18 protein-coding genes are annotated in these 21,402 nt (G+C 40.4%); 14 read left to right on the top strand and 4 right to left on the bottom strand.

The genetic code is table 11. From position 1 onward, the window contains the following. Nucleotides 1-11: 11 nt before the first annotated feature. From LRM47_RS02435 to LRM47_RS02390, 10 genes are read left to right on the top strand one after another with little or no spacing between them, the layout of a single operon-like run. Nucleotides 12-2,936 (top strand): TrbL/VirB6 family protein, encoded by a 2,925-nt coding sequence (locus LRM47_RS02435; RefSeq protein ID WP_243822674.1) that lies wholly within the window; start codon nt 12-14, stop codon nt 2,934-2,936. A 46-nt stretch (nt 2,937-2,982) separates the two neighbouring features. Beyond that, nucleotides 2,983-5,520 (top strand): type IV secretion system protein, encoded by a 2,538-nt coding sequence (locus LRM47_RS02430; protein WP_243822673.1) that lies wholly within the window; start codon nt 2,983-2,985, stop codon nt 5,518-5,520. Nucleotides 5,521-5,549: 29 nt separating this feature from the next. Continuing rightward, nucleotides 5,550-6,464 (top strand): PrgI family protein, encoded by a 915-nt coding sequence (locus LRM47_RS02425; protein WP_243822672.1) that lies wholly within the window; start codon nt 5,550-5,552, stop codon nt 6,462-6,464. A gap of 9 nt (nt 6,465-6,473) precedes the next feature. After that, nucleotides 6,474-7,349, top strand: a complete 876-nt coding sequence (locus LRM47_RS02420; RefSeq protein ID WP_243822671.1) for a TraC-like domain-containing protein — start codon at nt 6,474-6,476, stop codon at nt 7,347-7,349. Further along, nucleotides 7,349-9,208, top strand: coding sequence for a VirB4-like conjugal transfer ATPase, CD1110 family (locus LRM47_RS02415; RefSeq protein WP_129631974.1), 1,860 nt, complete (start codon nt 7,349-7,351; stop codon nt 9,206-9,208). The genes LRM47_RS02420 and LRM47_RS02415 overlap by 1 nt, the downstream gene beginning before the upstream one ends. 17 nt (nt 9,209-9,225) lie before the next feature. Then, nucleotides 9,226-12,267 (top strand): M15 family metallopeptidase, encoded by a 3,042-nt coding sequence (locus LRM47_RS02410; RefSeq protein WP_243822670.1) that lies wholly within the window; start codon nt 9,226-9,228, stop codon nt 12,265-12,267. After that, the gene (locus LRM47_RS02405; protein WP_243822669.1) at nt 12,267-12,725 is read left to right on the top strand and encodes a hypothetical protein; all 459 of its coding nucleotides are present in this window, start codon (nt 12,267-12,269) and stop codon (nt 12,723-12,725) included. The genes LRM47_RS02410 and LRM47_RS02405 overlap by 1 nt, the downstream gene beginning before the upstream one ends. Next, complete coding sequence (locus tag LRM47_RS02400; protein ID WP_243822668.1) at nt 12,718-13,938, top strand: phage tail tip lysozyme; 1,221 nt, start codon at nt 12,718-12,720, stop codon at nt 13,936-13,938. The genes LRM47_RS02405 and LRM47_RS02400 overlap by 8 nt, the downstream gene beginning before the upstream one ends. Continuing rightward, nucleotides 13,938-14,546 (top strand): hypothetical protein, encoded by a 609-nt coding sequence (locus LRM47_RS02395; protein WP_243822667.1) that lies wholly within the window; start codon nt 13,938-13,940, stop codon nt 14,544-14,546. The genes LRM47_RS02400 and LRM47_RS02395 overlap by 1 nt, the downstream gene beginning before the upstream one ends. A 2-nt stretch (nt 14,547-14,548) precedes the next feature. Further along, nucleotides 14,549-15,199, top strand: coding sequence for a hypothetical protein (locus tag LRM47_RS02390; protein ID WP_243822666.1), 651 nt, complete (start codon nt 14,549-14,551; stop codon nt 15,197-15,199). On the opposite strand, the gene dnaN is transcribed toward LRM47_RS02390, so the two are convergent. Both dnaN and dnaA read right to left on the bottom strand, forming a co-directional pair. Then, nucleotides 15,189-16,286 carry a DNA polymerase III subunit beta gene (gene dnaN, locus LRM47_RS02385; protein ID WP_243822665.1) on the bottom strand — a complete coding sequence of 366 codons (1,098 nt, stop codon included), beginning with the start codon at nt 16,284-16,286 and terminating at the stop codon, nt 15,189-15,191. The two genes, LRM47_RS02390 and dnaN, sit on opposite strands and share 11 nt — an antisense overlap. A gap of 245 nt (nt 16,287-16,531) precedes the next feature. Next, entirely contained in the window at nt 16,532-17,887 is a 1,356-nt protein-coding gene (dnaA, locus tag LRM47_RS02380; protein WP_243822664.1) for a chromosomal replication initiator protein DnaA, read from the bottom strand. Nucleotides 17,888-18,110: 223 nt separating this feature from the next. Here dnaA and rpmH point away from each other — a divergent pair, with 223 nt between their 5' ends. The 4 genes from rpmH to LRM47_RS02360 are packed head-to-tail and all read left to right on the top strand — an operon-like array spanning nt 18,111 to nt 20,059. Further along, nucleotides 18,111-18,248 carry a 50S ribosomal protein L34 gene (gene rpmH, locus LRM47_RS02375; protein WP_129635430.1) on the top strand — a complete coding sequence of 46 codons (138 nt, stop codon included), beginning with the start codon at nt 18,111-18,113 and terminating at the stop codon, nt 18,246-18,248. A gap of 59 nt (nt 18,249-18,307) precedes the next feature. Continuing rightward, nucleotides 18,308-18,655 (top strand): ribonuclease P protein component, encoded by a 348-nt coding sequence (rnpA, locus tag LRM47_RS02370; RefSeq protein ID WP_129631947.1) that lies wholly within the window; start codon nt 18,308-18,310, stop codon nt 18,653-18,655. A 24-nt stretch (nt 18,656-18,679) separates the two neighbouring features. Next, nucleotides 18,680-19,588: a YidC/Oxa1 family membrane protein insertase gene (locus LRM47_RS02365; protein ID WP_243822663.1), complete on the top strand. Its 909-nt coding sequence runs from the start codon at nt 18,680-18,682 to the stop codon at nt 19,586-19,588. 9 nt (nt 19,589-19,597) lie between these two features. Then, nucleotides 19,598-20,059 (top strand): Jag family protein, encoded by a 462-nt coding sequence (locus LRM47_RS02360; protein ID WP_129636891.1) that lies wholly within the window; start codon nt 19,598-19,600, stop codon nt 20,057-20,059. On the opposite strand, the gene LRM47_RS04190 is transcribed toward LRM47_RS02360, so the two are convergent. Then, on the bottom strand, nt 20,040-20,474 hold the full coding sequence (locus LRM47_RS04190) for a GtrA family protein (RefSeq protein ID WP_353524826.1): 435 nt from the start codon (nt 20,472-20,474) through the stop codon (nt 20,040-20,042). The genes LRM47_RS02360 and LRM47_RS04190 overlap by 20 nt on opposite strands. Continuing rightward, nucleotides 20,443-21,393, bottom strand: coding sequence for a glycosyltransferase family 2 protein (locus LRM47_RS02355; RefSeq protein ID WP_243816693.1), 951 nt, complete (start codon nt 21,391-21,393; stop codon nt 20,443-20,445). The genes LRM47_RS04190 and LRM47_RS02355 overlap by 32 nt, the downstream gene beginning before the upstream one ends. Nucleotides 21,394-21,402 lie beyond the last annotated feature (9 nt).

Here is a 21,402-nt window from a genome sequence, read left to right as displayed (position 1 = left end):
TATGTGATTAAATGAAGGTGCTTATGTTTATCAAAAAACAATCGTCTAGCTGGACAGGGTGGTTTAAGAATTCTGTAATGTTTTTATGCTTATTAGCATTTTTTATAATGCCAATTGCTAATATCCTGTCAGTTAACCCAGCTTTAGCTGCTGATCCGGGAATATTTGAACGTTTAGAGCCAGAAGATAAATATAAATTTTTTCAATACGCTACAGCAATGTCATACTGCTTTAGTGGGAAATCTCACGGTCCCGATGGCGGCATTGGACTAGGGTTCAAAGTCCACAGAAACCCTAGTAAGGAACTTAAAGACAACATAATATTCAACGATAAAAAATGGGATAATCTAGTTGATCCAGTAAGAATGGCTGGCAGATTGAGTATTGCTAGTTTTTTTGTTAACACCGCGGAAATAAACCAGTACAGCACTGTCTACGTATTTACGGGAACAATGACAGGAGACGAAACAATAAAAGGATATGATAAAGGATCTGTTAGGTGCACCTCTCAAGAATTCCAACAAGCGGCTTTCGGACAATTCAAAATATCACCAAATGAATTACTATGTCAAATGGGCTACAGAAAAGATGGCCATAAGAATGCATCACAGGAAGAGTGTGTGGCGGGAAATTCTTGGTTTACCCAAGAAGCTCTACCAGGAGGAGATGGTCGTGCTAATTTTATAAACGCCCTCTCTGCATTAACAGGATATCCTACTAATTTAGAAAATAATGACCCTTATATAAAATATCGCAAATACCAAGATTGGATTGCAGGATGTGTTAATGGAGGTCAAGTCTCTAAACCCTCAAACGGAACATGGACTATTCCTACTGTCTCAAAGGATGGCAAAGTCGTAGATACCTACCAAATAAAGGGATCTTTAGATTACATGTGGGATTCAACTACGGTGGGGTACAAGGGTAAACAAAAATTCTTGTGTACGGATATTATATCTCAATTAAAAACAGCAGCCAATGAATATGCTAAATCCTTAAAAGACGCTGCAATAAAAAACGCCTGCTCAACATTTACAGGAAAAGAGCTTGACGCCTGTAAAGCCGGAATAGAACATAAGGATGATCCTACATACTGCGAAACACAATACAAGGGTAGAGACAAAGAGATAAGCGCCTGTAAACAAGGTCAGTCTGCCGAAATAGAGACCCCATCGGAAGGTGACGGCGGCGAAGAAGAGGGAAAAAATTCATGCGGCCTAAGCGCTGTAGGGTGGTTTGTTTGTCCTTTGATGAGTTTTGCCGGAAGTTTGGGAGATGCCTCCTACTCTGCAATATCGTATTTTCTGTCTATCGATAACGAAATCTTTAAGGACCAAGAAAATGGAGGATTAGCACAAGCTTGGAAGTTCTTCCGAGATGTTGCAAACGCCGTATTTGCCGTAATATTCCTGTGGGTAATATTTTCCCAAATAAGTAATGTCGGCGTCAGTAATTATGGAATTAAGAAAATTCTACCAAGGTTAATAATAGGAGCTTTGCTCGTAAACTTATCTTTCTATCTCTGTCAAATAGCAGTAGACTTGTCTAATATCCTCGGTTTTTCTCTTAAAGAGGCTCTGGAGGGGGCAGCATCAAAAGTTGGTACTCAAGCAACAGCAACTGGTACTTTCAGCGCCTTAGTAACGGGTGGGTTAGTATTAGTCGGAGTAGGTCTATTTATATTCCTTGCCGTAAGCATACCTACTCTTTTAGCCCTACTCCTAGCATTGATTGTAGTGCTGGTCATATTAATCGTTCGACAGGCTGCTGTCATATTATTAATAGCGATATCTCCATTAGCATTTGCAGCATGGCTTCTGCCAAATACTGAAAACTTATTCAAAAAATGGGTGTCTATGTTCAGAGGTCTGTTAATCGTATTTCCCGTAATATCTCTTCTGTACGGAGCCGGAAAGTTAGCAGGAACTATATTAGCCGCATCAGCTACAGACGACCCAAACAATCCAAAAGAAACCATGCAACTTGCAGCCTTGGCGGCGTCTATTTTGCCATTAGGCGCCACACCTTTCGTGCTAAAGAGTTCATTAAACTCACTAGGTAGTTTTGCAGGAAAAATTGGCGGATTGAGCGGTTTGGCTAATAAGAAGCTGGGTGGAGCTATTGGTAATTCTAGATTAAATGACCTTAAAAAAGGCTGGCAAAAAAACTCTGCTAAAAGACAGGCTAATCGTAGATCTGGCAACACTTGGCTCGGAAGAAAAGCTGACGCACTCAGAGGCAGTAATAGTAGATTAGCTAAAGGGGCAGGAATTATGCTCAATCCTAGGAGAGCACTGGACAATAGTTGGCTCGGACGAGCTACGGGATTATCTGAGGGTGCCGCCCGCAGTCAAGCTATATCTGACGAATTATTCGAGAATGAAGTTAAGGGTCAAGCTCTAGCCCTAAGAGGCATGACATCGAGTGAAATAGCTACTATTGCCCGTACGGGTAAAACCTCTACGGATAAAAAAGTCTCACGAAGTATGTATGCAGCCGCAATAGACCATACTATGGCTAATGGAGGCTTTAGCGATCGTGCTAATGTGCTCAGTAGCTTAGCGGGGAAAGACGCCGTCATAAAGAATCGTGCCATCAAAGCTTCATTTGCTAAGGGAGATAATAATATACTAGGTAACGGATTTGGGGATGCTATCCTAGAAGATAAAATTAAAGACATGACTGATCTAGAGAATATGGCCATAAATAACGCTGCAGATGGCAATTTACAAGCAGAACATCTCGTGCAAAATGCAGCGGGTACTGAATGGCTAGTTGAAGCATCCATAAATGCGGCAACAGATGGAGCCAACGGAAACGCTGCGGCTGCTGTATTAAAAATTAAAAGTACAGCTAGTACAGCCAGATCTAACCCGAACACCGCAAAGAATATAAACGGAAAATTAGATAGCACATTCCGTAAAGTTGGCGCTTAATCCCTTCTCTTGACTTTTTCCATCAAAAATGCTAATATAACCGCAGATGGAGTGGTTGATTTCACGTAAGCAACCTCTTAGTGTGGCGTTGCGATGGTTTGTATTGCTGATAGCGGGAATGCTAGTAGGCATTTTTCTTAATACCCTAACACACTCGACTTCTGTTTATGCTGTAGACGCAGAATGGAGCGGTCATAATTTAACTTACAACAAAGAAAAATATACAAAGGTAAGTGATGATAAAAAGATCAAACAATTTAACCTACCTGATAATTCGCTTGTTTATGTTAATGAAGATAAGAATAAAAAAGAAACCAAGGTTATTTATTTCCCAGCAAACGAAATATCTTCGCTAAGCTCGGCAACTTACGCGGTTTATTCATTTACGCCACCAAACACCTATGAGCAAACCAGCACCTCAACTATTTCAATTGAATCTCCCTCAGAAAATTCAACAGGTACTTCCTGTGATGTGCAGGGAATAGGGTGGATTATCTGTCCACTCTCCAACTGGCTGGCTGATGGCATAGATTATATGTACAGTGCGCTTCAGGAATTCTTAAAAACTAAGCCGTTAGAAACAACCAACCAAAACAGTGGAATTTATCTGGCGTGGGTCATTATGCGAAACATTAGCAACGTGGCGTTTATCGTGGCGTTTTTGGTAATTATCTACTCGCAATTGACCTCCGTAGGAATTAGCAATTACGGCGTTAAAAAAATGCTCCCTAGGTTAGTAATTGCGGCGGTGTTGGTTAACTTATCATTCACGTTTTGTGCTGTATTGCTGGATTTATCAAACGTAACTGGCTACGCTTTCCAGGACGCTTTTATGGGAATTAAAAACACAATATCCACCGTAGGGGAAAATACAAGTACATGGACGTGGTCAGAAGTTATCAGTACAGCACTGTCAAACGGAGCGCTGGCGGTAGGAGCAGGATACGCCGTATCACTAGCACTTACTACGGAATTATTGCCGATGCTAGTACCTGCCGCAACATTAGCTGGCTTAACTTTACTCTTCGTACTCCTAATTATGGCGGCTCGTCAAGCACTTATTATTATATTAATCATAGTTTCACCACTAGCATTTGTTTGCTACTTGCTACCCGGAACAGAAAAGTGGTTTAAAAAATGGCGAGACTTATTCTTAACAATGCTAGTATTTTTCCCAGCATTCGCTGTAGTATTCGGTGGAGCTCAACTGGCAGGAATACTAATTATCCAAAATGCATCTGGCTCAAATGGTGCAATAATGCACGTACTAGGAATGTTAGTTCAAATAATACCTTTGGCTATAACCCCTCTAATTATGAAGTTCAGCGGCGGAGTATTAGGCAAATTTGCTGGGTTTGTTAATGATAAGAATAAAGGCTTATACGACAGGTCTAAGAACTGGTCTAAAGATCGTCGTGAGACCATTAAAAACAAGAAGTTAGCTAACCCCAATATGGCGCGATTCAACCCAAATCGTTTACGCCGTTGGGCAGATCATAAAGGTAGAGCACTCAAAAAAGATCTGGAAACTTCACAGAAAAATGCCGAGAATTCATTTAGAGATACAGCCAGGTATAAGAAGTTAGACTTAGACGCCAGACAGGCTTCCAGGCGTGCAGATCTGTTATCCGCACAAGATGATAATCGCTACCTCGAAGCGACTTTGGGCCATGCACCAACTGATACATATGGGAAGAGACCTCTGTACGATCGCGCTCTACGAGCCGTGTCAGCTACCTATGCAACTCGACGAGATTTGAAAGCTCATCAGCAGCAAACTGCATTCATGAATGACATTAAAGACCTAGAAACCGAAATTGCAGTGTCTGGACTAATTAAGAATAACGCTCAACGCCAGCAGCATAGTGAATTTGCAGAACAATTGATAAACAGCAAGGAACTTCAAGAGAGGGCTGGCGGCAACGTATTCAAAGATGCAAATGGCAATTTGATTGGTGCAAATGCAGCCTTAGCTTCAGCCATAGCAACCAGCCGTAGCGAGTATGCTAAGTCAATTGACGAGGCTCGTCAAATTATAAAGCACTACAAAATAGATGCAAAACATAGGCAGGGATTAGCCCTAAACAAATTATCCGTACCCCTTCCTGGTGGAGTTAATTTATCTGGGGATAGTATATTTGTACGTGAAGCCGCAATTGAGGAGCAGATTAAATACGGTACCGCAGCGGAAGTCGCCGAGCTTCTTAGTGAATTGCCGCCAGAATTCTATTCTTCTGCAGCTTCAGCGCTAGCGGAATCTGGTGTAAGGAATAAGGCGTCCTTTATGGGAGGTAAGCTCATCGATGATATGCTGAAGGGCGATATTAATAACAGAGGTGACCTCATGAACCACTTTGCTGAATGGCTAGAGGGTGGTAAGTACAGACCTGAAACCTTAGCGTCTACGGATGCTGATGCCGTTAAGTTGTTAATAGAAGCTGTAGAAAATACATCTATTATTACTGATAAGAAACGTCAAGATCTCAAGAAAGTTATCAATACAATTCTTACCGACAGGAGATTATCTGCAAACGTAACAGATGCCGCCAAAGAACAATTTGAGATTTTCCGCAACATGTTATAATCTCCATATTTTGATATAATATAAGCAGTATGTCGGTGTATAAAGTCCCTCAAGATGTCGAGGCGGAGGACAAACTGCTCGGGCCGTTTAGTTTCCGACAGTTTGTGTTCTTAATTATAGCTGTTATTGGAATCGCTATTGCATACGGTTTGAGTACAATTTTACTACCTTTGGCAATAATTCCTGTGCCGATAATTTTATTCTTTGGAGCGCTGGCTTTACCGCTTAAAAAAGATCAACCGATGGAAGTTTATTTGGCAGCAGTTATTTCTTTTATGCTAAAACCAAAAAAGCGGCTATGGCAGCCTGATGGGATTGAAAGATTAGTCGAAGTTATCGCGCCAAAAGTCGAGGAGAAGACTTACGGCAATAATTACGATCAAGCCGAAGTCCAGCGAAGATTATCATATTTGGCGAATTTGGTAGACAGTCAGGGTTGGTCAATTCGTGGCGTTAATAATCCGAATAGCTCGATGCGTGCCGATTTATTCAACGAAGGGCAAGCGGCTAACGACATATTGGATGAAAATAGTGCTACGGCGCAAAATATCAATCACTTAATAAATCAGTCCGATGTTCGTAGGCGACAAGAAGTTATCCAAAAGATGCAAACAGGGCAATCTACTACGCCGCCGCCTCCTACGCAAACACCTCAACCATCTCAATCAGATAATCCTACTCCAGCCACACCACTACAAATGAATCCGTACCCAACAATGCATCAATCTGTATTAAATCCAGTATCCGGACAGCCTGCCACGAGCGCTCCAGCTCAAACTCAACCGACAACCACGCCGCAAACTAGCGTAAACGAGGTGTCACCTGCTATAATAGAACTGGCAAATAACCGTGACCTCTCGATTGAAACGATTGCGCGTGAGGCAAATCGAATTCAGCAAGAAAATAAATTATCAGATGAGGAAGTGGTGATTTCACTACGTTAGGTGGGGTTTATGCAACCAGAGTTACAAAATCAACAATCTTATCAGCAGGTTCCGCAAACCAATGCGGCTCTTCCTGGTGTCTCTCAGCAGCCATCAGGGGCAATTGGTTCGGGACCAAATCCAGCCACACCATACCCAGATAAGACCCCTGACGACAAGAAGCAAAAAGGACCAATTAGCACCCAGAATACACTGCTTTTCTCTGAAATGCGCGAAAATATGATCATTATGAGCGATGGCAGTTTTCGGGCGGTAGTGGAATGCGAATCAATTAACTTCGACCTTATGAGTTCACGCGAAAGAGAGGGAATTGAGTTTAGCTATCAAAACTTCATCAACTCTCTATATTTCCCAATTCAGGTTCTTATCCGTTCACGCCGCGTGGACATTGGTCCGTATCTGGACAGATTGGCTGAAATTCGCCGCAATCAAGATAATATGCTTCTCAACGTCCTAATGGACGATTATATGGATTTCATTGACATTCTGGCACAAGAGGCAAACATTATGGATAAGAGTTTTTATGTTGTCGTTCCATATTATCCAGCTGGCGAGGAAAATGCCTTCAAGCAGCAAACTAAGGGATTGTTCAATAGTTTCTTTAGTGGAAAAAAAGAGGCAACCGTAACAAAAATTGACCAAGTTACCTATACCAAAGCCAAAGATGAAATTAAAAACCGCATTGATTCGGTTATGAACGGACTATTCCAAATGGGCGTAAAAAGTTGGCAATTAAACACCAGACAATTGGGTGAGTTGTTCTACACTTCATATAATCCCGACACGTCGTCACGTGAATCGTTAGAGGACATTGATCCAAGCGAGCTTACGACCACTTACGTAACTAAGGGAACTGGTCCATCACCGAGAGGAGGAAGGTCATAATGGCAAAGAAGAAATTAGATGCCGTTGATATTGCTGCTCAGCAACGAGCAAGGGAGCAAGCCGAAGTCGAACAAGCCTTCTTAACTGGTGTTCGAACTTTGCGTGATTTTATCGCGCCAAGTAGTATTGAGCTTCATTCCGACCATTTCCGACTTGGCTCAAAATATGGCCGCACGATGTATGTTTATGGCTATCCTCGCCAAATCTACACCGGCTGGCTTAGTTCAATCATTAACATCGATGAAGTGCTGGATATTAGTATGTTTATTTATCCAGTCGATACACAAATTGTCCTGAATAACCTGCGTAAAAAAGTTACCCAGCTGGAAGCAACCATGAATATAAACATGGAAAAGGGAAAGGTGCGCGACCCAGGCTTGGAAGCAGCTTTGCAAGACGCCGAAGAATTGCGCGATCAATTGCAGATTGGTGCCGAAAAGTTCTTCCGCTACGGCTTATATATTACGCTTTACGCCGACAGCTTGGACGAATTGAATTTTATCCAGCATAAAATTGAAACTATTTTTGGTCAGCAATTGGTGTTCTCAAAAGTGGCTTCCAGCCAGCAGGAGCAGGGATTGAATAGCTCTATTCCACAATTGACTGATGAGCTACAGATTCGCCGCAACATGAATACTGGCGCAATTTCAACCAGCTTTCCATTCACTTCAGCTGATTTGACGGACAATAAGGGCGTACTTTACGGAATTAATATGCATAATAATGGCTTGGTGATTTTTGACAGGTTCTCTCTGGAAAACGCCAATATGGTCGTGTTCGCTAAGTCTGGTGCTGGTAAATCATTTACCGTTAAGTTGGAAGCTTTAAGAAGTATGATGGTCGGTGCTGATATTGTGATTATTGACCCAGAAAACGAGTACCAAAAACTATGCGACGCGGTTGGTGGCAGTTATATTCGATTGAGCTTAAGTAGCGACACGAGGATTAATCCGTTCGATTTGCCGCGTGTTATTGATACTGATGAGGCAGATGACGCACTACGTGCTAACTTAGTTACACTACATGGACTACTCAGGCAAATGCTGGGCGGCGCAGGAGTAGGGGCTGGCGGGCAAGTCGTAGCAGGACTATCACCAGCGGAAGAGGCCGACATTGATCAAGCATTAATCGACACTTACGCACGCGTCGGTATTACTTCGGATCCACTAACACACAATTCTACGCCACCTACGATTTCCGACTTATACGACACTTTGCTTCATATGGGCGGAACTGGCCCAAGTCTGGCTCAGCGACTTCGCAAATTTACCTCTGGAACTTTTGCTGGAATATTCTCGCAACAGAGTAATATTGATATTAATAATAATATGGTTGTCTTTAACATTCGCGACTTGGAAGATGAGCTGCGACCAACGGCGATGTATATTGTTCTGAATCACATCTGGAATATTACGCGTACCGACCAGAGGAAACGTATGTTGATTGTTGACGAGGCTTGGCAATTGATGAAGTATGACGATTCTGCCAATTTCTTATTCTCGTTAGCCAAGCGCGCCCGCAAATATCAATTAGGACTAACGACAATCACGCAGGACGTGGAAGACTTCGTTGGAAGTAAAATGGGGCGAGCAATCGTTTCCAACTCCTCAATGCAGCTACTTTTGAAACAGTCCGCCAGCGCCGTTGACGTTTTGGCGCAAGTGTTCAAATTGACAGATGAAGAGCAGAAGCGACTAGCCAATTTCCCAGTTGGGCAAGGATTATTCTTTGCTGGACAAAATCACGTTCACATTCAGATTCAGGCTAGCGATACCGAATATAATTTGATCAATACAAATCCCGTATCGCAACAAATAAAACCGTCAGATTCACCAATCGGCGGCTACGGAGCGGTGTAGAAAAATAGCGAGAAAATATGGCACGAGTTGATTACACGACGGATTCCGAAACTGACAGCAGATTAAATCCTGCTGAGCAGGCTCAATTTGATCAAATCGCAGCCGACGTCGATAGCGGATCGGAACTAAGCAATCGGGAAAGAGACGCCATTAATGATCTTGAATCTCAGTTTGACAATAAAGATTCGGACTTGAATCCTAACCAAAACGATTCCGCCAGCGCTGCCGTTAATAACCAAGAATCTTCCGTTCCGGGCAACGGTTTTTATCAGCCGTCTGTGGGAAAAAAGAAAAGTCCAGTAACATTCAAGTCTTTGCTGAAAAAACGCGGACCAATTGCAATAATTTCTATTATATTAAGTATAATCAGCGCAATACTGGGAATGATTGCCAGTTCAGCTACGATGATACAAAATATTATGGAGAATTTCACCTGGAAAAACGACTCCGCCTCAATTGTTAAAGAATCCCGCGCGAAAAAAGTCATGAATAACATGGTCGAAGCTAGTGGTGATGCAGGAATCTGCAAAAACAAAAAGATACGCTGTAAAACAGGGCGATTCTCTAATAGAGCTCTCAATAAACTTAAGAAATCTGGTCTAACTCCGGTTGACGCCAATGGAAACGAAATGAAGCTAAAGAGAACCGGTTACCCAGAAAAAAATCCAACCCATTGGAAGATAGAAGGAGTAAACGGCGGAAAACCTATTGAAGCATCAAAATTAAAAGACGAATTACTGAAGAAAGAGAATCGTAAAATTGCCAGTAAAGTCTACGGAAGAACAGGTCTGTTGAAAATGCGTTTCCGTGCCTGGACAGGAAAGCATATGAGTAAGCTCTACAATAAGTTCAGCCTTAAAAGAAATAATGCGATGTCAAAAATCGATAAAAAACTTAAAGTAACAGAGAGGGTAAAAAAATTCCGAGAGAGGATGCCAAAATTTAATAACAGCACAGCCATCAATAACGTTAAGACCGGAATTAATAAGATGGGAGGCAAATTAAAAAAAGGAGCACTAGCCTACACTATTGCTGCCGGTTATTGCTTAGCTGTAAAAATTCCAAATATTATCGCAGCAGGAGTTACTGCAGTTCAGCTAGCTCCTCTACTTGGCTTAGTTATGGATGTAATACTATCTCCCGGATCGCAGGCTAAAGCTTCTGGGTTAGACAGTCAACCTGCCGCAGCATTATTATTAGGTCAGAAGGCTTCAGCTGCCGAATCTACAGGCAGTGGGTTCTCTCAAGAAACGATGGAAACTATAGGCGACATGCTTACTCAAAGGGGTAAAATGAAAGATTCTGAAAACACCGAAGGGTCAGCTCTGGATTCTCCATTTCTCCTTGCAGCAATGGGTGTCAATAATGACAAGCCAGGAATTGCTAAAAATTATGTGCCAGGATATTCAATAGTTACAAATCCCATAATTCGCAAAATAAATGACCTTAAAGGTGCTACTCAAGGAGCATGTGACTTTATACTTAGCCCAATTACAATGTACACTTTTATGGCTATAGAGGGTGTAGCTACCGCCGCCGCCGGTGGATGGCCTAAATTGTTAACTTGGGCAGGAAGCCAAACTCTCGGTGCAATAGTTACAAAGGTAGCAGAGGTAGCGGTAGGCGACCAAGTTAAAACAATTCTTGAAGAACTAGCAAAGAAATTTCTTGTACCAAATAATGCTCAATATAAGGATTTAGGCGACTCACTTGGTGTTGGAGCGGCGGCGTTCTTTGCAAGCGGATCTATGGGGCAGATGCTACCAGGGCTTAAAATGAGCCAATTAGCAGAATTCAATGGAATCCAAATAGCGAATGAAGAGTTCCAAAAAGAAATGGATATCGCCTCCTTAAGTCCATTTGATATATCCAGTAAATATACATTCTTAGGTAGTATATTCCATAATATGGGCAATATGATGATAGCTAATGGAACTTACAGTAAAACTCCAGTAGCAATGCTATCTAATATTCTCAGATTACCTTCTATGGCGTTGTCTTATTCATCCACTGCAAAAGCAGCAAGCGGTATGTATTCTGATAAATATTGCGGATACGCAAAAGACTTTTATATGGGAAGTGGGTCATCCGAAGATCCGGCTATAAATTTAGCAGGGTTACCATGTACGGGTATAACTAAAAGCCAGGATAATATGTCGGTAGAGGAAGCTATACAGATTGCCGAAGATGAAGGATGGATACAGAAAGATATGGACATTCCAGATGGTGCAGATATATCCGATCTCATGAATAATGGATATATAGTTAAAGATACACCTCTTTATGATTTCATTGAAGATTGTAGTGACGCAAGTAGCGGGAATTACTGGTTTAATAGTGGCGGATGTGTAGCACCGACAAATTCAAAACAAGCGGCGACAACTACTACAAGTGCTACTTATAAAGACGCAGAAGGTAAAGATGTTACTAGCGAATCTTTCGGAGCTGAAAATTCCGCTAAGCAATACGATGACAGAAAACTTTCTGCTATGTCGGTATTACTAATTGACTTCCAGATCGCACAGTCGATTAACGGTGAAGACGACGAAGAAGACGCTCCTTCAACCACAGCTAAAGCTCCAGACAATGGTGGGGCAGTTGGTGAACCGCAATTAGAAGAAGCACAACAAGACGGATGGGGAGGCCATAGTAACGGAGAAATTCCAGATTCAGAATTGCAAACTCTATCTTTCTCGCCAAGCAATAAAATGAATAAGAAAGCTGCAGTGGCCATGGAAGAAATGAATAAAGCATATAAAGCCGATAACGGATCTGACTTAACCATTAATGAAGCGTATCGGGATTGTGCAACACAGGCTGCTTATGCGACTCCTGGAAACCCTCTATATCAAGGCGGCAACGCAGCAGACTATCCTCCATGTCAATCAAATCACGGTTGGGGGCTAGCCGTAGACATTAATGTTGGAGGATTTGATTCTTCTGTGTATAAGTGGTTAAAGGCTAACGCTCATAAATATGGGTATGTGCATCCAGCTTGGGCTGAACCAGGGACTAAAAAATCAGAAGCTTGGCACTGGGAGTACGCGAGGAAGGTCTAATGGATAAAGAAAATAAAGTTATACTAATATCATTCGTATTATTTTTAATAAGTATTATGGCAACCTTCCTTATTATTAAAAATCCTGACAGCAATCAATATACTACCATTCTGTTATCATCTCAAGACACCAATGAAAATCCAAGCAGCCAAAATAATATCCATGAGCAATCGTCAGAGCAAAAAGTTATCACTGAATTACTAAACTCTACTTCCAGCACCTACGGTAATCGTGAATTAAAAAAGTATTCAATAGTAAAAGAGCAGGGCGAATTCAAGTTGGTTACTTTAGAAATTTATAGCGAGAAAATCAAATCTACTTATGACTCGTATGCAATTCTAAGAAATAATTCGGTCATAACAGGTGTTAATGATAGAAAATCTCCAGACGCCTTAAAAAGTATTGGTGTTCCCACAGATATTATAAACGAATATAAAAGGAACCGATCTGATGTATAAAAAGTTATCTATCACTCTTTGCTTTGCTATATCTTTCGCTATTACTATGCAGCCAGTATCTTTGGCGGCAGGATATCCCGATTCATATGTAACAAACGATATTCTTTGGTATAAAGGAAATGATTCAACAACTTGCTCTGGATCGTCTTCTAATGGAGTGTCAGGATCTGATAACCAAGAAAAGATTTGGGGATATCTACGTAACGCAGGATTAAGCGCCGAACAAACAGCTGGCGTGATGGCTAATATTCAAGCAGAGTCAGGATTTAGCCCTACTAGGCATGAGGTAGGTCAAGGATGGGAGTCTGGAGGCTGGGGTCTTGCTCAATGGACGTTCGGAAGGCGAACACAGATAGCTAACAAAATACCATCTGAATTAAAAAAGTATTATAACCAAGAGTATGGCGGTGCGCCTAATGATAAGGGTATGGTCGATTCTATTCCGGTAGAAGACAACGATAAACTATTAATCTTCGAATTGGAGTATTTAGTGCAAGAGGGGACAGAAAGGCCGGTTACAGCTTCTGGATTTGGCACTGCTTCGAACTCATGGGAATTATTAAAAACCCTGAAAACAGTTGATGACGCCACTGTTTTTTGGCATGACGATTTTGAAAAATCAGCTATGACAAAAGAGCAGGTTAAAAATATACGCGGTACCGCTGCACAAAAAATCTATGAAAGATTTAATGGTACAGGCGGAAGTGGAGGAGGATGCTCTTCGTCAAGTGGCGGCGGCAACTTTATTGACTACGTCAAACGTTATGCCTGGCCAGAAAAAACTGTACGTACAGATAAAAAACCTGAATACGCGGAAGCTATAGAAAAGGCAAAAAGTGAGAACAGATACATTGGAGATTCTTGTCTTGGAGGTGGCGTAGACTGTGGTGCCTTTGTGACAACAATACTAAATGACAGTGGATTTGACAAGAATTACAACTATGGAGGTGAAAACGGCAAAGCTGGACCGACTATCGTACAAAGGGCATGGGCAGAGGCTAACTGGCAAACTCTCGGTAATGGTAGTTCAATCAACGTAGCGGACCTTAAACCTGGGGACGTTGCTCACAGTAAAGGACACACATTTGTTTATGTTGGTAGTATAGACGGATTTGACTCAAACATAGCATCTGCTTCACAGTGCGAATACGCCCCAAAGGCAGGCGGTGAAAGCTTAACATCACCAGGCGTAACTTGGTTTAGGAAGAAATGATGAATAAAAAAGCAATTAGCAGTATATTAATATTATTATCAGCCAGTACATTAGTATATGGCATTATAACTTACGTAAATAGACATGACACCACTCCAGTTTACCTACTGACCTCACCTGATAAGGCTGAAATTACTACAGGTAATCAAAAATTTATCGGCTCGCAAGTCGTATATTTAAAACCAGGAACATACGATTTTAAAGCATCAAGAAGCGGTTTTAAAGATGAGAATATTAATGTTGAAGTAAAGAAGGGCAATCCGTTAAGGATAATTTTTACGCTCATGCCCACGACAGAGAAAGCTATTAAAGAATTACAGTCTTCGTCTAAAACGTCAGAAATAGACAGGGCTACAACAGACGAACTTACTAATGAACAAAAAAACCTAGAAGACGCCAATCCTATAATTAAAAAATTACCAATAAAAAACTTAATTTATTCAATTGGATATAAAGCAGACCCCAATCATAAGAATGGAGTTATCGTAGAAATCGATACTATAGAAGGATATAGAAATGCTGCTCTCAATAAGATTAAAGAGCAGGGATTTGACCCGTCAAAACTAAATATCACATTTAGGAACTACGCTAATACATTTACGGAGTAATTATGAATCGAAGGAATATTATCATCGGTAGCATTACATTAGCAATATTAACGTTAATATTGCTAGCGATTATGTTCATCCAGCCAACACATACTATATCTATAACTTTCGATAAGGAAAACCTATCAGCGAAAATATATCGCAACACAGGCAAAAGCACTTCCAAAATTACGTCGATAAACGGTAATTCTAAGATACAGTTATCAGACGGCAAATACATAATAAAAACATCATCTAAATCTGGTTCTATCAATGAGAATTCCACGGAATTTGCCGTAAAAGGATCGGATGAAAATATATCTATAAAAACTGAATATAGCCAAAAATTCATGTCTAGTAAAATAAATGAATACAGAAGTGATATTTCAGAGGTATTATTTGCCAAATATCCAGAGTTAAGATCGTCTTTCATTCTCCAGAAAGAAATTATTCTAGGAAATGACGCAGACTGGTATGCGGCCAGTTATCAGAGAGGTGTTATAGATAGAAATTCCGGTGATATCTATACTGTTATTCTGAAGAAAGAAAATAACAAATGGGTGATTAAAACTAAACCACAAATAATCAATACTATATACAACACTAAAGATATACCGGAAGATATTTTATCAGAAACAGCCTCTAGATTATCTCCGTTTTCTACTAACTCTTAAGCGGCATAATAATGTGTGTATAATCAGGATTTTTTACTTGCTCGCGAATTACACACGGCGACAATTTACCATTGAACGAAAATACGATTTCATCTGCGTCAATAATATTCAAAACCTCCGTTAGGTAACGTGAATTAAGCGTTACTTGACCGTCTGCGGATATTTTGGCTGTTGCCTCTGAAGTATTCTCGCCAAGCTCAGACGCAATCGAATGGATAGAAAGCAGAGAATTCTCCTCTGACGCGGTAATTGTAATTCCACCGCCAGATTCACGCGCAAATAACGCCGCAATTTTCGTAACTCGACTAAAATCAGACTTCTTAATAACAATCTCAGTTTCAGCAGTTGATGGAATTAATTGACGATAATCAGGGAATTTCCCGTCAATCAATCGACTGACAATTTCCATATCTCCCGTCTTAAAACAAACTTGAGAATCGTCAAAAAGAACCGTAATTTTCTTCTCGTCGCCGACGCTCTTACTGACTTCCGCCAGAGTAGAAGCGGGAATAATAGCTGAAACTTCATTATCCGACTTTATCAGACGCTTTTCTGCTAACCTGTAGCCATCAGTAGCAGCCAGATACAATGACCCTTCATAATTATGCCAATAAACTCCCGTGAGCACCGCTCGCGTAACGTCAGAGCTGACAGCCAACTTTGTTTGGACTATGGCTTTCTTAAGATCCTCAACGTCAATTTCATATTGCATAGCGATCTTTTCGTCAATTGTAGGCAGCTCAGGATATTCATCAGCCACCACGCCGTTGATAACTGATGAGAATTTTCCTGAAGTTATATGCAAATGTTCGTTTTTAGTTTCAAGTTTCACTGGACCACTTGGTAAGTTTGTAATGAATTCTGACACCAATCGAGCAGGGATTGTAATAGATCCATGATCTTCAATTTTCGCGCCAATATATTGCGTAGAAGCAATTTCCAAATTTGTTCCAGCAATCAATAATCTTCCTCCATCAGTACGAAGTAAAATATTGTTCAATATCGGTAGTTCATTGCGACTTGATGCGATATCTTTGATTAGATTAAGTGCTTTTGCAAGTTTTTCTTGGGTGACTGATACTTTCATTATACTTTCCTTAATTTTTAATTAGTCTTAATAGTAATAGGTGCTGTGGAAACTGGGTAAAAAATGTGTTCAAACAGGGGTAAAGTGGCGATAAAATAGGTGGAAAACCCTGTGTGCTATTTGTGGACTTTATAGTGGATATTTGTATATTATTCCACTGTCTGCTGACTTGTCATTTTCTTTCCACATATCTGTGTGTTAGTAAGTCACCGCAAAAACACAATATCTGCACAGCTTTTCCACAATTAATGAACATATAATTTATCCTTAATGTCGTTAATTTGTTCGCGAATACTGACGTTAGTAAGGCTTTCTTTAGTAATTTTTTCAATTGAATGCATAGCGGTCGTGTGGTCTTTTCGTCCAAGCTCTTGGGCAATTTTCGGAAAACTCATTTTCAGTTCACTACGCAGAAGGAACATCGCAATTTGTCTTGGCATGGCAATAAATTTATCTCGTCTGGATGAGCACATATCTTTTACGTCAATATTATAATAGCGCGCTGTCTTATCAATTATTTGTTTGGCGGTTATATGTTGCGGTCTATTGCGTTTAATATCTCCCAAAATTCCTTCAGCTGCCGCTAAATCAGGAGTGAAATTCTGCATTTCCGCATAAGCAAGCAGTCGATTCAAAGCGCCTTCCAGTTCGCGAATGTTCGTCTTAAAGTTGGTCGCCAGATATTCTACAACATCAGAATCTAGTTCAGTGTTACTGAGCTCGGCTTTTGCTTTAACGATAGCGCAACGAGTTTCATAATCGGGCATCTGAATATCAATTGCCATACCCCATTCAAATCGACTACGCAAACGATCGGTTAAAGTAGGAATGCTTTTTGGCGGTTTATCTGAACTAATGATGATTTGCTTATTGTTCTGATGAAGATCGTTAAATGTATGGAAAAATTCGTCCTGAGTTTTTTCTTTCCCAGCGATAAATTGCATATCATCGACAATCAATACATCGACATTGCGATATTTATCAGAAAAACCTTTTTTCTTGAAACGAATAGAATCCAGAAACTCATTAACAAACGTTTCCGTAGTAATGTAAAGCACGCGCGCCGAAGGTTGTTTTTTAACTATCTCGTTACCAGCAGCTTGCATTAAGTGAGTTTTACCAAGTCCAGAACCTCCGTAAAGATAGAGCGGATTATATTTTTCTCCTGGATGTGCGGCGACCGCTTGGCAAGCGGCATAGGCCAAATCATTGCTTGAACCGACGATGAAATTATCAAAGGTATACCTGGGATTAAGATTACTAGAGTGAGATTTCCTTGATGGCAGAATTAATGGCTTTGCTGGTTCTTTTTGTCCACTTTTATCAACTTCACGATTAACGCGCGGTTTTTTATTACTAGATTCGACGTTATAAGAAATAGACGGAGCATTAATACCATTGTGAGCCAAGGCCTCTAATATTTGCGGGTGAAATCGCTTTTCAAGTTGAGTTCTAGCAAAAATATTCGGCGCAATTATAAGAACTTCTTTGTCGGAGATTATTTCCAATTTGGTATTTTTGAACCACGCAGTAAACGACGAAGACGACACAGTTACTTCAATCTCACCTAAAACACCCTGCCAAACCGCATGACTATCCACGAAAATTACTCCCTCAAATTCTGTTAACTGTCTTTACTATAGCAAATATAAGGAGTTTTCCACAAGTATGAACGGAGTAGAAATGTTACTATTCAAAACAGGGGTGGAGTTTTCCACAATTAAAATTCTCATCTGTTAAAACTGTGGAAAAATATACGTCGATAGTGGAAAAGTCATTGTCGACTTGCAAAAAGTACTGAAAGAATATATACTATTTGTTGATATGCCAAAGCGAACATTTCAACCACACACCCGACACCGTGCAAAGACGCACGGTTTTAGGGCACGAGTTTCTACCAAGGCTGGTAGGATGGTTTTGAAGCGCCGCCGCCTAAAGGGCCGCGCTAAAATTGCTATTTAATTAATAGCTAAAAATTATCCCGTCGATGAAGGCGGGATTTTTTGATATAATTGTAAAATATGTTACAACAATGTAATCGGTTTCATGGTCATGGCAGCCTTAAGTTTGTCTATAAAAATGGACAAGCGGTTCGTTCGTCCATAGCCACGATAAAATATGTGAAAAACCCGTATCGAAATCACAGTAGGTTTGCGGTTGTTGTTAGTAAAAAAGTCCTAAAATCAGCGGTGCGTCGGAATCGTATACGTCGACGTGTTTATGAAATTATTCGCTTGGAACTTCCTAATATGAAAAATGACCAAGACGTGGCTGTTATTATATTTTCGGCGGAAGTTTTATCGATGCCGCATAAAGACTTGAAGCAGACAATAAAGAATCTTTTCTCTCAAGCTCAACTGTATAAATAGGCAATTTTTTGCTATAATTAAGGCATGAGTTTTTTTGATGAGTTTATCGTTCGACCGATTTTAAATTTGCTAATGGCTATTTATAGTCTGATTCCGGATTTTGGTGTTAGCGTCATTATCTTTACGATTATTGTAAGACTTTTACTTTGGCCGCTAATTAAGAAGCAGCTTCATCAAGCAAAGGCAATGCGTAAGATGCAGCCAGAGCTAGTGAAGATCAAAAAACAGTACGCGAAAAATCCACAAATGCGTAACTTGGCGATGGTGGAGCTTTATAAAAAACACAACGTCAGTGCCTTTGGCTCAATTGGCGTTATGATTATTCAGCTACCAATTTTGATTGCGATGTATCGAGTGGTGCAGATTTTCGTTTCTAGCCGCGCCGACTTAGGAAAATATGTTTATGATTTTATGAAAAACCTGCCGGTTGCTAATAATTTGGTGAATAACCCGGATCAATTTAATCAGAATTTCCTGGGAATTATAGATTTGACGCAACACGCAATATCAAAGAATGGAATTGTTATTGGCCTGGTTATTTTGGCAGCAGTTGCGGCGTATTTGCAATATTTAACTTCAAAACAATTGTCACCTCAATCCGACAGCAGCCGTAAATTGCGAGATATTCTAGCTGAGGCTGGCGATGGAAAAGAGGCGGATCAGGCAGAAGTAAATGCCATTATGACGCGAAAAATGATGAAATTTATGCCGATAATGATGTTCTTTGTGATTGTATATTTGCCGGCGGCTTTGGCGCTTTATTTGACGACAGCTAGCGCCGTGGGATATCTCCAGAATTATATTATCTTCAAGCAAGACTCTAAAGAAATGCAAGAAATTGCAAATAAAAAATCTAAAGCATCGACAAAAATCGATAAACGTGTTAAAAAGGCTACAGAGGCTAGGATAACTCGGATCAAGGCTAAGGATTAAGGAGGATTTATGGACCAAATTGAAACGGTTGAATTTGTAAAAAAATATTTAGAGGATTTGCTAACGTTCTTTGACTTGAACCTGGAAGTTTCAGTAAAAATCGAAGATGGAATTGTTGTGGCTTCAATTCCGCATAGCGAGCGAAGCAGTATTTTAATCGGTAGAAATGCAGAAACATTGCGTAGTATTCAGAATCTTTTGTCGACAGCGCTTCATCATAAAGAAGCGTCAACTGTTCGGGTGAATTTGGACATTGCGGACTATAAAAAGCAGCACGCTGAAAAAATTGCCGAAAAGGCGCGTGGTTGGATTGAGGAAGTTCGACGAACTGGCGAGTCAAAGGTGGTGGATTTGAATGCTGCTGATCGCTGGACGGTGCATCACTTGGCTGGTGAATATAGCGATATTGATACGCATTCTGAAGGTGAAGGTCGCGAACGACGTCTGATTATTAGTCAGAAGAGTTCTTAGCATCCTTAAAGACTATTCTGGAGTATAGAACGTAATTCCAAACGAGGCTGACTACTGTGGCGGCTAGCTTGCTAATTAATAGAGCGAGTGATTTATTTAGTCCAAAGTTTATGAATATAGGTGTGATAATAGCGATAATAATTGTCTGAATTACCCATAAACCAAATAGTGTAACTGCGGCGAATAAAAGAAATTGTTTTTTCAAGTTTTGGGATGTTGACTTGAAAGTATATTTTTTATTTGCAAAAAATGAGAACAAAAAGGCAACGAATGTTGATATGAAATTAGCAAACTCTTTTGGGATATTTAAGAAGATTGTTAGGCTAAAAAGTATGCCAAAATCTAGTATTGTATTAGTACTACCAACGATAAGAAATCTTAATTTATCGGCGTGTTTTTTTAATATTTCCTGCATGATACTCCTCTATTAAATATAATGGTCTATTTTTTGTTTCAATAAATATCCGTCCTACATATTCGCCAATTATGCCCAGAGATAATAACTGAACTCCCCCGAGGAATAAGATGACTGCCATTAAGGAAGAATAGCCAGCTCCGGTGGAGACTCCGAACAAAGGGCGAACTAAAAGATAGATTATCCAAACAAAAGCAATAAACGAAACAATGAATCCAAAAATAGTTGCCATGCGTAGCGGTGCGGTAGTAAAGCTGGTAATTCCGTCGATTGCTAAGTTAAGCAGTTTCCGGTAATTCCATTTGGTTTGACCAGCTAATCTGGGGTCGCGATTATAAAATATCTCTTTTTTCTTATAGCCAATCCAGCTGAAAATTGCCTTTGTATTGCGCTGAGATTCACGGAATTTTTGCAAAGCCTCAATGCATCGGCGGTCCAGTAAGCGAAAATCTCCAGTGTCGACCTGAATGGGGATGTTGGTCGATTTCTGTAATATTCTGTAATACCATTGGCTGGTTTTTTTCTTCAGCCAGGTTTCGCCTTGTCGGTTGTTGCGGCGAGCATAGACGTCATCGTAACCATCTTCCCAATGTGAAATCATTTCCTGGATGAGCTCCGGCGGGTCTTGCAAATCTGCATCGATAATCACCAGAGCGTCACTTTTTACGTGGTCAATTCCAGCTATCATGGCAATTTCCTTACCGAAGTTTCGCGATAGATTTATGTAGCTAATTCGAGAATCTTTTTTTGATTGCTCGGCTATGATTGAAAAAGATTTATCGGTGTTGCCGTCGTTTATGAATAGAAATTCAAATTGATAGTTGGGCGTGTTTTTTGTAAATTCGTCCAAGCGCTTAAATAATTGTGGTAAAACGGATTCTTCATTGTAGACAGGAATGAGAAGGGTGATGGTTTTCATGATATTAAA

The organism is Candidatus Nanosynbacter sp. TM7-076 (assembly GCF_022828325.1).
Lineage (GTDB): Bacteria > Patescibacteriota > Saccharimonadia > Saccharimonadales > Saccharimonadaceae > Nanosynbacter.
The sequence above is the reverse complement of the archived record's forward strand: the minus strand, read 5'-3'. Positions and strand labels throughout refer to the sequence as shown.

Coding starts and splice junctions, on each gene's coding strand:
- LRM47_RS02435 (WP_243822674.1), top strand. CDS start 12: ATGAAGGTGCTTATGTTTATCAAAAAACAATCGTCTAGCTGGACAGGG.
- LRM47_RS02430 (WP_243822673.1), top strand. CDS start 2,983: ATGGAGTGGTTGATTTCACGTAAGCAACCTCTTAGTGTGGCGTTGCGA.
- LRM47_RS02425 (WP_243822672.1), top strand. CDS start 5,550: ATGTCGGTGTATAAAGTCCCTCAAGATGTCGAGGCGGAGGACAAACTG.
- LRM47_RS02420 (WP_243822671.1), top strand. CDS start 6,474: ATGCAACCAGAGTTACAAAATCAACAATCTTATCAGCAGGTTCCGCAA.
- LRM47_RS02415 (WP_129631974.1), top strand. CDS start 7,349: ATGGCAAAGAAGAAATTAGATGCCGTTGATATTGCTGCTCAGCAACGA.
- LRM47_RS02410 (WP_243822670.1), top strand. CDS start 9,226: ATGGCACGAGTTGATTACACGACGGATTCCGAAACTGACAGCAGATTA.
- LRM47_RS02405 (WP_243822669.1), top strand. CDS start 12,267: ATGGATAAAGAAAATAAAGTTATACTAATATCATTCGTATTATTTTTA.
- LRM47_RS02400 (WP_243822668.1), top strand. CDS start 12,718: ATGTATAAAAAGTTATCTATCACTCTTTGCTTTGCTATATCTTTCGCT.
- LRM47_RS02395 (WP_243822667.1), top strand. CDS start 13,938: ATGAATAAAAAAGCAATTAGCAGTATATTAATATTATTATCAGCCAGT.
- LRM47_RS02390 (WP_243822666.1), top strand. CDS start 14,549: ATGAATCGAAGGAATATTATCATCGGTAGCATTACATTAGCAATATTA.
- dnaN (WP_243822665.1), bottom strand. CDS start 16,286: ATGAAAGTATCAGTCACCCAAGAAAAACTTGCAAAAGCACTTAATCTA.
- rpmH (WP_129635430.1), top strand. CDS start 18,111: ATGCCAAAGCGAACATTTCAACCACACACCCGACACCGTGCAAAGACG.
- rnpA (WP_129631947.1), top strand. CDS start 18,308: ATGTTACAACAATGTAATCGGTTTCATGGTCATGGCAGCCTTAAGTTT.
- LRM47_RS02365 (WP_243822663.1), top strand. CDS start 18,680: ATGAGTTTTTTTGATGAGTTTATCGTTCGACCGATTTTAAATTTGCTA.
- LRM47_RS02360 (WP_129636891.1), top strand. CDS start 19,598: ATGGACCAAATTGAAACGGTTGAATTTGTAAAAAAATATTTAGAGGAT.
- LRM47_RS04190 (WP_353524826.1), bottom strand. CDS start 20,474: ATGCAGGAAATATTAAAAAAACACGCCGATAAATTAAGATTTCTTATC.
- LRM47_RS02355 (WP_243816693.1), bottom strand. CDS start 21,393: ATGAAAACCATCACCCTTCTCATTCCTGTCTACAATGAAGAATCCGTT.